Raw genomic sequence first — 13,038 nt, forward strand, 5'->3', positions numbered from 1 at the left:
TCCTCCGTACTACGGACCGGGGGCCGTTCGTACTGCTGGAGGACGAGAAGGCCCCGCCCGCTTCTTAGATTGGCTTTATGCCGACGGGGGCGGCAGGGGCCTCGGTCCGGACCGGGGGAGACCTCGGTTCGGACCGGGGAGGCCTCGGTTCGGACAAGCCACACCTTCGGGGGTGGGGTTTTCCCCAGCAGAAGACTGCGCTGAGCACCAGCGCGCAGGACCCGTCGGACGACCAGACTCTTATGCGTAGCGAACACGCCTGACTCAACGCGTAACCGACTTAGGAGACTTACCGTGACATCGGCTGTAACCATTCCCAGGCACGGGGGCACTGGAGGGCGTACGGCCGTGGCGGCACGGGCTCGCCAGGTCGTGAAGGCGTACGGGTCCGGGGAGACCCGGGTCGTGGCGCTCGACGAGATCGACGTGGACATCGCCCGCGGACAGTTCACCGCGATCATGGGTCCCTCCGGCTCCGGCAAGTCGACCCTGATGCACTGCCTCGCGGGCCTCGACACGGTCTCCTCCGGGCAGATCTACCTCGACGAGACCGAGATCACCGGCCTGAAGGACAAGAAGCTCACGCAGCTGCGCCGGGACCGGATCGGCTTCATCTTCCAGGCGTTCAACCTCCTGCCGACGCTCAACGCCATCGAGAACATCACGCTCCCGATGGACATCGCGGGCCGCAAGCCCGACCGCGGCTGGCTCGACCAGGTCGTGCACACCGTCGGTCTCGCGGGCCGGCTCAAGCACCGCCCGACCGAGCTCTCCGGCGGCCAGCAGCAGCGCGTCGCCGTGGCCCGCGCGCTCGCCGCACGGCCCGAGATCATCTTCGGCGACGAGCCGACCGGAAACCTCGACTCCCGGGCGGGCGCCGAGGTGTTGGGCTTCCTGCGCAAGTCGGTGACCGAGCTCGGCCAGACCATCGTCATGGTCACGCACGACCCGGTGGCAGCCTCGTACGCGGACCGCGTGCTCTACCTCGCGGACGGCCGCATCGTCGACGAGATGTACTCGCCGACCGCCGAGTCCGTCCTCGACCGCATGAAGGACTTCGACGCGCGGGGGCGTACGTCATGACCGTCCTCAAGACCTCGATGCGCAACTTCTTCGCGCACAAGGGCCGCATGGCGCTCTCCGCCGTGGCCGTGATCCTGTCGGTGGCGTTCGTCTGCGGCACGCTCGTCTTCTCCGACACGATGAACACGACGTTCGACAAGCTCTTCGCCGCGACGTCCGCCGACGTCACCGTCTCCTCCAAGTCCGCCAAGGACCCCGGCGACAGCCCCGACACGGGCAAGCCCGAGTCGATACCCGCATCGGTCGTCGACCGGGCGAAGAAGGCGGACGGCGCCAAGTCCGCCGAGGGCGCGGTCAGCAGCGACAGCGTCACCGTCGTCAACTCCGACAACAAGAACGTCGGGCCGACCGGCGGCGGCCCGACCCTCGCCGGCAACTGGACGCACAACGAACTGCGTTCGATGGAGATCACCTCCGGGCACGCCCCGCGCGGCCCCACCGACGTGCTGATCGACTCCGACACCGCCGACAAGCACCACCTCAAGATCGGTGACGAGCTGCGCACCATCGCCGTCACCGGCGACCACACCGCGAAGATCTCCGGCATCGCCGCCTTCAAGGTCACCAACCCCGGTGCCGCGATCGTCTCCTTCGACACCGCCACCGCACAGCGTGAACTCCTGGGCGCCACCGGCAGGTTCACGCACGTCAACGTCACCGCCGAACCGGGCGTCAGCGACACGGTGCTCAAGCGCAACGTCGGCGAGGCCATGGGCGCGGACGCCTCCACGTACCAGGTCAAGACGCAGAAGGAGACCTCGGCGGACAACCGCGAGAGCGTCGGCAGCTTCCTGGACGTCATGAAGTACGCGATGCTCGGCTTCGCCGGAATCGCCTTCCTCGTCGGCATCTTCCTCATCATCAACACCTTCTCGATGCTGGTCGCCCAGCGCACCCGCGAGATCGGCCTGATGCGCGCCATCGGATCGAGCCGCAAGCAGATCAACCGCTCCGTGCTCGTCGAGGCGCTGCTGCTCGGCGTCATCGGCTCCGTCCTCGGGGTCGGCGCGGGCGTCGGGCTCGCCGTCGGCCTGATGCAGCTCATGTCCGGCATGGGCATGGAGCTGTCCACCGATGACCTCACGGTCAAGTGGACGACGCCCGTGGTCGGCATGGTCCTCGGCATCGTCGTCACCGTCCTGGCCGCCTACCTCCCCGCACGGCGCGCCGCCAAGGTCTCCCCGATGGCCGCCCTGCGCGACGCCGGAACCCCGGCCGACGGCAAGGCGAGCGCCCTGCGCGCGGTCATCGGCCTGGTCCTCACCGGCGTCGGCGGCTTCGGCCTCTACACCGCCTCGCAGGCGGACAAGGCGAGCGACGGCTCGCTCTTCCTCGGCGGCGGCGTGGTCCTCACGCTCATCGGGTTCGTCGTCATCGGCCCGGTCCTCGCCAACGGTGTCGTCCGCGTCATCAGCGTCGTACTGCTCCGGATGTTCGGCCCCGTCGGGCGGATGGCCGAGCGCAACGCCCTGCGCAACCCGCGCCGCACCGGCGCCACCGGCGCGGCCCTGATGATCGGCCTCGCCCTGGTCGCCTGCCTCTCCGTGGTCGGCTCCTCGATGGTCGCCTCCGCCACGGACGAGCTCGACAAGTCGGTCGGCGCGGACTTCATCATCCAGTCCGACAACGGCCAGGCGATCACCCCGAAGGCCGCGCAGGCCCTGGAGAAGTCCGGCCACATCGCCCACGTCACCCAGTACAAGGACGTCAAGGCTGACCTGACGGCCTCGAACGGCAAGGTCGCCAAGGGGGTCGGCCTGAGCGCCGCCGACGCGACCTACGCACAGGACGTACGCAGCGAGACCGTCGCCGGGAAGCTCACCGACGCCTACAAGCCGGACTCCATGTCGGTCGGCGAGGACTTCGCCAAGGACCACGGCATCACCGTCGGCGACAAGGTGAAGCTCGCCTTCGACCACGGCAAAACGGGCGAGATGACGGTCCGGGCCATCACGGCGAGCGACGCCACGATCGACGGTGGCGCGATGTACGTCAACATCACGACCGCCGAGAAGTACGTGCCCGCCGACCGCATGCCGCCGAACGAGATCATGTTCGCCAAGGCGGAGAAGGGCCAGCAGGACGCGGCGTACAAGTCGCTGAAGGCCGCCATGGCCGACTACCCGCAGTACAAGGTCATGGACCAGACCGACTTCAAGCAGACCCTGAAGGACCAGGTCGGCCAGATGCTGAACATGGTCTACGGCCTGCTCGGCCTCGCGATCATCGTCGCCATCCTGGGCGTCGTGAACACCCTCGCCCTCTCGGTGGTCGAGCGGACCCGTGAGATCGGCCTGATGCGGGCGATCGGCCTCTCGCGCCGCCAGCTGCGCCGCATGATCCGCATGGAGTCGGTGGTCATCGCCCTCTTCGGCGCGCTCCTTGGTCTCGGGCTCGGCATGGGCTGGGGGGCGACGGCCCAGAAGCTCCTCGCCCTGGAGGGCCTGAAGGTCCTTGAGATCCCCTGGCCGACGATCATCACCGTCTTCATCGGCTCGGCCTTCGTGGGCCTGTTCGCGGCCCTTGTCCCGGCGTTCCGGGCGGGGCGGATGAACGTGCTGAACGCGATCGCGACAGATTGACGCGTTTCTTTCCCGGGGACGGCTCCCGGCGCACACACCGTGCGCCGGGAGCCGTTCTCGTGTGTCCGGAGGGTTCGGTTTCCGAGCGAAAATCCCAGCTGGCAGGAAACCTCCCCTTTTTCAGACATGCGCTATTAGTAGCCATATTTCAATTCTTCTGGCCTGGCGGGGTGTTCAGGACCTAATGTCTGACGCGGAGGGGCGAACGCCCAAAGGCGTTCAACATTCATGCAATTCAGGGGGGTTGAGGGGGGAGTGCTCTCGTCTTCGACCACGGACACCCGCGCCGCCGACGCAGTCGGCCACGAGCTGCGGGAATCCGAGGGGACGAGAGCGCGCCCGGCAGGCCATCCGAGAGCGAAGCGGCATTGAGCCGCCACTCTCGCGTCCGCACCAGCACTTCATTTTTCCGTGCCCGCATGCCGGTTCTCTTCTGATCTTCCCGGTGTTTACCCGGTCCTTCCTTGGCTTTTCCAGACTGGCCGTGGGCGCATTCCCTGTGACGTTTCCGCATGTGCGTGCCATGAGGGCCGCGCATCCGACCGGGAGACGAGCTCATCATGCCAAGGATCTTCATCGTGGGTTCCGGCGTCGTCGGTACCGCCACCGGAAAGGGACTGCTTCGTGCCGAGCACGAGGTGACCTTCATCGACGTGGCGCACCAGCGCCTGGACCAGCTGCGCTCCGGGGGACTCGACGCTCATGAGTCACTCGAACTGAAGGGGGCGCCCGAAGCGTTCATCTTCCTCACCCTGCCCACCCCGAGCACGGGCCACGGCTACGACCTGACCGCCTTCGAGGACGGCACCGCCTCGGTGGGCCGGGCCCTGGCCGAGGCCACCGCGCCCCACGTCGTCGTGGTCCGCTCGACCGTGCCGCCCGGCACCGCCGAGGGCGTGGTGCAGCCGCTGCTCGAGAAGTACTCCGGCCGCACGCTCGGCGAGGACTTCACGCTCGCCAGCAACCCGGAGTTCCTGCGCGCCGCCTCCGCCGTCGAGGACTTCCGCCACCCGTGGATGACGGTGATCGCGTCCCGCAGCGCCCGCACCCGTGAGCGGCTCGCCGCCCTTCTCGCCCCGTTCGGCGGGGAGACGCGCTTCTTCACCGACCCGGCCGAGGCCGAGTTCGTGAAGTGCGCCCACAACATCTACAACGCCACGAAGATCAGCTTCTGGAACGAGATGTGGCTGGTCAGCCAGTCCCTCGGCCTCGATCTGGACCCCATCGCGCAGACCGTCGCCCGTTCCGCCGAAGCGTCCTACAACCCGCACTACGGCATCCGCGGCGGCAGCCCGTACGGCGGTGTCTGCCTGCCCAAGGACACCCGCGGGTTCCTCGGTCTCGCCGATGCCATCGGGGTGGACATGCCCCTGCTCACGGCGGTCGTCCAGGTCAACGAGGCGCTCGCCGCCTCCGGTCCCGACCGGCTCTGACGGGCCTTTCCACAGGCGCGACCACGAGGACAGATCATGAGCAGATTCTTCGACTTCATCGACGGTGCTCTGAACGAATTCCGCTACTACCTCGTCTACCTGCCGCTCGGCATGATCGGCCTGATCCGCTGGGGCTCCTGGCTGGTGCGGCGGGTGCCGGCGGCGCTGTACCGGCCGGTGCGCGGCGACTTCCGGGCCTCGCTCGGCGTCGTCGTCCCGGTCTACCAGGAGGATCCGGAGATCCTCGGCCTCGCCATCGAGTCCTGGCTGGCGAACCGGGTCGACGAGGTGGTCCTGGTCATCGACGTCACCGACGACGTCTGCCGCCGGGTCGCCGAGCGCTACCCGGTCACCGTCGTCGTCACCGACGTTCCCGGCAAACGCGACGCCCTGCGCCGGGGCTGGGAGACCTGTAGATCCGACCTGGTCGCGCTGGTCGACTCCGACACCATCTGGGCGCACGACGTGGCGGCCGAGGTCAGCAAGCCGTTCGCCGACCCGCGCGTCGGCGGTGTCGGCACCCGGCAGAACGTCTACAACCCACGCGGTTTCCTGCAGCGGGTCAACGACATGTTCCTGGACTACCGGTACTTCGACGAGAACGCGGCGCAGACCGTGCTCGGCGGGGCCGTCTCCTGCCTGTCCGGCCGCACCGCGGTCTACCGCCGCGCCCTGCTCCTGGAGGTGTCCGACGACTTCATGGCCGAGACGTTCATGGGGGTGCCGTGCATGTCGGGTGACGACAAACGGCTGACCACGCTCATCCTGGAGCGCGGTCACCGCACCTACATGCAGCGCTCCGCCCGGGTCTGGTCGACGTTCCCGGGCACCCTGCGCGTCTTCTGCAAGCAGCGGCTGCGCTGGGCCCGCAACACGTGGCGCTCCGATCTGCGGGCGCTGTCCCACCGCTGGGTCTGGCGGCACCCGTTCCTCGCCTACACCATGATCGACAAGGGCGTCGGCAGCTTTACCCTGCTGCTGTCGCCGTTCTTCATGACGTACGCGATTCTGCGCGAGGACTGGTTCTTCGTCGCCTGCCTGGCCGCCTGGTGGTGGGTCAGCCGGTCGATGAAGATGCTGCCGCACCTCGTGCGCCGGCCCACGTCGTTCTTCCTGGTGCCCGGCTTCGTGATGATGTCGTTCCTGATGGCCGTGATCAAGATCTGCGCCCTGGCCACCGTGCGCCGGCAGCGCTGGCTCACCCGGCAGGTCTCGGTGGAGAACGGCGTCGTGGTCCGTACGGCACCGGCCCCCGAGCCGGCCACGCCCTCGTCCGGAGCGGGGGCGGCCGCGTGATGCCCCGGCCCGTCCGCCCCCGCACCGGCCGCGGAGGCGCGGCTGTACGGGGTGCGGCCGTGCGGGGTGCGGTGCTCGGGGCCGTGGCCGCCGCTCTGCTGACGGCTTCGGCGGTGGTGTCTTCGGGGGCGGTGTCTCCGGAGGCGGGGACTGCCGCGGGGGTGGCCCGGACGGCGGATCCGGGAGGCCCGGCTTCGGACCCGGTGGCGCCGGCTTCGGACCCGGTGGCGCTGACATCGGAACCCACAGCGCTCACGTCGCGACCAGCGGCACCGACGTCGGCTCCGGCGTTGCCGACCCGGGCCCCGGTGGCCCCGGCCCACGGCCGGCGGGGCAAAGACCCGGACGTCGCGGCATGGCGGCGCACCGGCCGCCCCGAGCGGCTGATGGTGCTGCGGCCCGGCACCATCGCGCTGGTGCGGCACGGAACGGTGGTGCGCCGCCTGTTCCCGGGCCGCGGAGCGGTCACCCCGGGCTGGCTCTCCGCGCACGCGGGGCCGGGCTGGGTCACGTACGAGCCGGGGAAGCACCCCACGATGCGGGTGAGCACGGCGATCCTGCTCGCGCCGGGCAGCGCCCTGCAGATCCGGCCCGTCGACGGCACCGTTCTGCTGACCGCGGGGCGGACCGCCGCATCCGGTACGTGGATCAGGGGCTCGCGCGCCGTCCTCGACCTGGAGGGCGCCACGCTCCGCTCGGTGGGCGTGGACGACCACCCGGCGCCGGGCTCCGCCGCCGGACGGCCGTACCTGGCGATGGGTGCCGGCGGCCGGATGGACGTCGTGCGCTCCAGCGTCACCGGGTTCGGCCGCTCCGGCGCCGCCCGGGGCGGGGAGTCCGGGGTCACCTGGGGCCGGGGCAGCACCGGCCGCGCGGTCTCCTCGACGTTCCGCGGCAACCGGACCGGGCTGCGTCTCACCGGCGCCCGCGGGGTCCTGCTCGACCGGGTCACCGTGACCGGGTCGGCCAAGGACGGCGTCGTCCTGAACGGGGACCGCGGCACCACGGTGCGCCGGCTGTCCGCCGGGACCAGCGGGCGCCACGGCGTCGTCGTGGGCGGGACCGACGGCCGCGTCCTGGCCGGCGTCTCCACCGCCGCCAACCGGGGCACGGGCATCCGGGCCACGCCCCAGCGCCGCCTCACCCTGACCGATCCGGTCTCGTACGGTGACGGGGGCGGCGGCATCCGGCTCATGTCCTGCGCCTCCTGCACCGTACGGCGGCCCGTGGTGCGCGTGACGCCGACCGCGCTCGCCGTGCTCGGCGCGGGTTCCCGGGTGACGGTGAGCGATGCGGACCTGGCCGGCGACGGCAGCGGTACGGGGATCTCGCTGGCCGCGGGTATCGGCGCCGCGACCGTCCGCGGCGGCGAGGTGACCGCTTTCGCGCGCGGTGTCGAGGTCGCCGGATCGCACGTCGTCGTCGACGGCACCGTACTGCGCGACTCCGTCACCGGGGTGGCCGTCCGCGGCCGGGCCTGGCAGGTCGCGCTGCGCGGCCTGGACGTGCAGGCGCGGCGGTACGGGATCACCGCGTCCGGGACCACCCGGCGGGTGTCCCTGTCCGGGGTGCGGATCGGCGGCACGACCGTGAAGGGACTGTCCTCCGCGTCACCGGGGCTGCGGGTCAGCGGCGGCTCGGTCACCGGCGCGCGCACGGCCGTCGACCTGCGGGGCTGGGCCCGGCTCGACCGGCTCGCGGTCAGCGGGGCCCACCGCGGGGTGCACCTCGCTCCACGGACCCGGGTCACCGCCGTCGGCCTGGACGTACTGGCGCGGCGCAAGGGCGTCGACGCGGAGGCGGGCGCCCGGCTCGACCTGACCGACTCCCGGGTGCGGGCGGCCGTCGCGCTCGACGGGGACGGCTCGGTGCGCCGGTACGGCGCCACCGAGGTCAGCCTGCCGCCCTTCCCCTGGCTCGGCCTCGCGGCCGTGGCCGCGCTCGGGCTCGCGGCCCTGCTGCAGACCGTCCACCAGGTCCGGCACCGCAGAACCGCGCAGCCGCGGGTCGCGGGCCATGTCCGCAACACGGCGTGACCGAGGCAGGGAGACAGCCATGCGCAGGCGGCAGTTCATCGTGGCGGGGGCCGCCGCGGCCGGTGCGGTGCTCGTCGGGTGCTCGTCCGGCTCGAAGGACGATGACCACGGCACGCCGTCGCCCGGGACGCCGTCACCGGGCACGCCGTCGGGCCCGGCGCCCACCGGTGGCGCGGCCGCCGTGGCCGGGTTCTTCGGCGCGCAGGTCAGCGCCCGCCGCGCGGGCTCGTTCGGGCTCGACCGCGCCGAGCTGCTGCCCGGCGGCGGCCCGGTGCCGGGCCCTGTCCTGCGGGTGCGGTACCCGGCCCGCTCGGCCAGCCCCACGGTGGCCCGCACCTACGGTCGGCCCCAGGGCGGCACCCAGCTCTACCTGCCGCTGCGCACCGGGCCCGTCGACCGGCTGCACCTGCGGTACTGCTTGCGTTTCCCGGCAGGCTTCGACTTCGTGAAGGGAGGCAAACTGCCCGGCCTGTACGGCGGGACGGCCACCAGCGGCGGCCGTATCCCCGACGGCGCCGACGGCCTGTCCACCCGCTACATGTGGCGCTCCGGCGGACGCGGTGAGGTGTACGCGTACCTGCCCACCTCAAAGGTGCACGGCACCTCGCTCGGCCGCGGCTCCTGGTCGTGGCCGGTCGGCCGCTGGGCCTGCGTGGAACAGGCCGTGACGCTCAACCGCTCCGGGCACCACGACGGCTCGGTGACCGTGCGCCTCGACGGCCGCCAGGTGCTGCACCGCGGCAACCTCGTGTTCCGGACCACCGACGAGCTGCGCATCGCGGGCGTCTTCTTCTCGACGTTCTTCGGTGGCGGCGACCCCGGCTGGGCCACCCCGCGCACCCAGTACGCCGACTTCACCGCCTTCACTGTCTCGAACCGGGCCATCGGCCCACCGCCCGGCCTCGCCTGAGCCTGCCCGCAGGCCGTGCCCGCAGGCCCTGCCCGCTGGCCTTGTCCGGCGGCTGTCCGTGCGGCGACGTATTCTGGAGAACCCCGGCCCGTGAGACGTGTCGGGCCCTTTGCGTTGCCCACCCCGGACGGGAAAGGCCGAGTCCACCCCATGAGCCTGTACGGACTGCTCGACGCCGTCGTCAAGGACGCGGCCCTCACCGAAGCGGTGAAGGCCGCCGGTGACGGTCACCGGATGCACATCGATCTGGTGGGCCCGCCCGCGTCCCGCCCCCTCGCCGTGGCCGCTCTCGCCCGCGAGGCGAAACGTACCGTTCTGGCGGTCACCGCCACCGGCCGGGAGGCCGAGGACCTGGCGGCGGCGCTGCGCTCGCTGCTGCCCGAGAGCGGTGTCGTCGAGTACCCGTCGTGGGAGACGCTGCCGCACGAGCGGCTCAGCCCTCGCTCCGACACCGTGGGCCGCCGCCTCGCCGTGCTGCGCCGCCTCGCCCACCCGAGCACCGACGACCCCGAGACCGGGCCGGTGTCGGTGGTCGTCGCGCCGATCCGCTCCGTGCTGCAGCCCCAGGTCAAGGGGCTCGGTGACCTGGAGCCCGTGGCCCTGCGGATGGGCGGGAGCGCGGACCTGAACGACATCGCCGAGGCCCTCGCGGCAGCCGCGTACTCCCGTGTGGAGCTGGTCGAGAAGCGCGGCGAGTTCGCCGTGCGCGGCGGCATCCTCGACGTCTTCCCGCCGACCGAGGAACACCCGCTGCGCGTCGAGTTCTGGGGCGACGACGTCGAGGAGATCCGCTACTTCAAGGTCGCCGACCAGCGCTCCCTGGAAGTCGCCGACCACGGCCTGTGGGCCCCGCCCTGCCGCGAGCTGCTGCTCACCGCCGACGTGCGCGCCAGAGCGGCCGAACTCGCCGAACAGCACCCGGAGTTGGGCGAAATGCTCGGCAAGATCGCGGAGGGCATCGCGGTCGAGGGCATGGAGTCCCTCGCGCCCGTCCTCGTCGACGACATGGAGCTGCTGCTCGACGTGCTGCCCGCCGGGTCGATGGCCCTGGTCTGCGAACCGGAGCGGGTGCGGACCCGGTCGGCCGACCTGGTGGCGACCTCGCAGGAGTTCCTCCAGGCGTCCTGGGCCGCGTCGGCGACCGGCGGCGACGCCCCCATCGACGTGGGCGCCGCGTCCCTGCGGGCGATCGCGGACGTCCGGGACCGGGCCCGCGAGCTCGGCATGATGTGGTGGTCGGTGTCCCCGTTCGCCGCCGACGCGGAAGGGGACGCTGACACCCTCCAGCTCGGCATGCACGCCCCCGAGACCTATCGCGGCGACACCGCGAAGGCGCTCGCGGACACGAAGGGCTGGCTGCAGGACGGCTGGCGCACCGTCTTCGTCACCGAGGGGCACGGCCCCGCGGCCCGCACCGTCGAGGTGCTCGGCGGCGAGGGCATCGCGGCCCGCCTCGACAAGGACCTCGCCGAACTCGCCCCGTCCGTCGTGCAGGTGTCCTGCGGCAGCCTCGAATTCGGCTTCGTACACCCGGAGTTGAAGGTCGCCGTCCTCACGGAGACCGACCTCACCGGACAGCGGGCGGCCGGCAAGGACGGCCAGCGGATGCCCGCGCGCCGCCGCAAGACGATCGACCCGCTGACCCTGGAGGTCGGCGACTACATCGTCCACGAGGGGCACGGTGTAGGCCGCTACATCGAGATGGTCCAGCGCACGGTCCAGGGCGCGACGCGCGAGTACCTGGTCGTCGAGTACGCCCCCGCCAAGCGCGGCCAGCCGGGCGACCGCCTCTACATCCCCACCGACCAGCTCGAACAGATCACCAAGTACGTCGGTGGCGAGGCCCCCACCCTGCACCGCCTGGGCGGCGCCGACTGGACGAAGACGAAGGCGCGCGCGAAGAAGGCGGTCAAGGAGATCGCCGCCGACCTCATCAAGCTCTACAGCGCCCGCATGGCGGCCCCCGGCCACGCCTTCGCCCCCGACAGCCCCTGGCAGCGCGAACTGGAGGACGCCTTTCCTTACGTGGAGACGCCCGACCAGCTCACCACCATCGCCGAGGTCAAGGACGACATGGAGAAGACGGTCCCGATGGACCGCCTGATCTGCGGCGACGTCGGCTACGGCAAGACGGAGATCGCGGTCCGCGCCGCCTTCAAGGCGGTCCAGGACGGCAAGCAGGTCGCGGTCCTCGTCCCGACGACGCTCCTGGTGCAGCAGCACTTCGGTACGTTCTCCGAGCGGTACTCCCAATTCCCCGTGAAGGTGAAGGCCTTGAGCCGCTTCCAGTCGGAGACGGAGTCCAAGGCGACCCTGGAGGGCCTGCGCGAAGGCTCGGTCGACCTCGTGATCGGCACGCACCGCCTCTTCTCCTCCGAGACGAAGTTCAAGGATCTGGGCCTGGTCATCGTCGATGAGGAGCAGCGCTTCGGCGTCGAGCACAAGGAGCAGCTCAAGAAGCTCCGCGCCAACGTCGACGTCCTGACCATGTCGGCCACCCCCATCCCCCGTACGCTCGAAATGGCCGTGACCGGCATCCGCGAGATGTCGACGATCACCACGCCCCCCGAGGAGCGCCACCCGGTCCTGACCTTCGTCGGTCCCTACGAGGAGAAGCAGATCGGCGCGGCCATCCGCCGCGAGCTCCTTCGCGAGGGCCAGGTCTTCTACATCCACAACCGGGTCGAGTCGATCGACCGCGCTGCGGCCCGCCTCAGGGACATCGTCCCCGAGGCCCGCATCGCCACCGCGCACGGTCAGATGTCCGAACAGGCTCTGGAACAAGTGGTGGTGGACTTCTGGGAGAAGAAGTTCGACGTGCTCGTCTCGACGACGATCGTCGAGTCGGGCATCGACATCTCCAACGCCAACACGCTGATCGTCGAGCGCGGCGACAACTTCGGCCTCTCCCAGCTCCATCAGCTGCGCGGGCGCGTGGGCCGTGGCCGCGACCGCGGTTACGCCTACTTCCTCTACCCGCCGGAGAAGCCCCTGACGGAGACCGCCCACGAGCGCCTCGCCACGATCGCCCAGCACACGGAGATGGGCGCGGGCATGTACGTGGCGATGAAGGACCTGGAGATCCGCGGCGCGGGCAACCTCCTGGGCGGCGAACAGTCGGGCCACATCGCGGGCGTCGGCTTCGACCTCTACGTACGCATGGTGGGCGAGGCGGTGGCCGACTACCGCGCGTCCCTGGAGGGCGGCGTCGAGGAGGAGCCGCCCCTTGAGGTCAAGGTCGAGCTGCCGGTCGACGCGCACGTCCCGCACGACTACGCGCCCGGCGAGCGCCTGCGCCTCGCCGCCTACCGCTCGATCGCGTCCGCGAGCAGCGAGGCGGACGTCAAGGCGGTGCGCGAGGAACTCACCGACCGCTACGGCAAGTTGCCCGAGCCGGTGGAGAACCTGCTCCTGGTGGCGGGCCTGCGGATGCTGTCCCGCGCCTGCGAGGTCGGCGAGATCGTGCTGCAGGGCAACAACATCCGGTTCGCCCCGGTGGAGCTGCGGGAGTCGCAGGAGCTGCGCCTGAAGCGGCTCTACCCCGGCACGGTCATCAAGGCCAACGCCCACCAGCTCCTGGTCCCCCGCCCCAAGACGGCCAAGGTCGGCGGAAAGCCGCTGGTCGGGCGTGAACTGCTCGGCTGGGTGGGGGAGTTCCTCACGACGATCCTGGGGTCTTAGGGGCCCCGGAAGCGGGC

General features: G+C 71.1%; 7 protein-coding genes. All 7 read left to right on the forward strand.

Annotation, left to right across the window (positions count from 1 at the left end):
* Positions 1-294 precede the first annotated feature (294 nt).
* The 7 genes from ACWFRJ_RS21755 (at position 295) to mfd (ending at position 13,021) form a co-directional block, all read left to right on the forward strand.
* A complete protein-coding gene (locus tag ACWFRJ_RS21755) occupies positions 295-1,083 on the forward strand; it encodes an ABC transporter ATP-binding protein (protein ID WP_453533138.1) in 789 nt (262 codons plus the stop codon).
* A complete protein-coding gene (locus tag ACWFRJ_RS21760) occupies positions 1,080-3,665 on the forward strand; it encodes an ABC transporter permease (protein ID WP_453533141.1) in 2,586 nt (861 codons plus the stop codon). The genes ACWFRJ_RS21755 and ACWFRJ_RS21760 overlap by 4 nt, the downstream gene beginning before the upstream one ends.
* Positions 3,666-4,225: 560 nt before the next feature.
* Positions 4,226-5,098, forward strand: coding sequence for a 2-dehydropantoate 2-reductase N-terminal domain-containing protein (locus ACWFRJ_RS21765; protein WP_453533144.1), 873 nt, complete (start codon positions 4,226-4,228; stop codon positions 5,096-5,098).
* 36 nt (positions 5,099-5,134) lie between these two features.
* Positions 5,135-6,394, forward strand: a complete 1,260-nt coding sequence (locus ACWFRJ_RS21770; protein WP_453533147.1) for a glycosyltransferase — start codon at positions 5,135-5,137, stop codon at positions 6,392-6,394.
* 290 nt (positions 6,395-6,684) lie between these two features.
* Positions 6,685-8,430 carry a right-handed parallel beta-helix repeat-containing protein gene (locus tag ACWFRJ_RS21775; protein ID WP_453533150.1) on the forward strand — a complete coding sequence of 582 codons (1,746 nt, stop codon included), beginning with the start codon at positions 6,685-6,687 and terminating at the stop codon, positions 8,428-8,430.
* Between the two features lie 19 nt (positions 8,431-8,449).
* Positions 8,450-9,340, forward strand: a complete 891-nt coding sequence (locus ACWFRJ_RS21780; RefSeq protein ID WP_453533153.1) for a polysaccharide lyase — start codon at positions 8,450-8,452, stop codon at positions 9,338-9,340.
* A gap of 150 nt (positions 9,341-9,490) precedes the next feature.
* Positions 9,491-13,021 (forward strand): transcription-repair coupling factor, encoded by a 3,531-nt coding sequence (mfd, locus tag ACWFRJ_RS21785; RefSeq protein WP_453533156.1) that lies wholly within the window; start codon positions 9,491-9,493, stop codon positions 13,019-13,021.
* Positions 13,022-13,038 lie beyond the last annotated feature (17 nt).

The organism is Streptomyces sp. NPDC055239, from assembly GCF_053606205.1.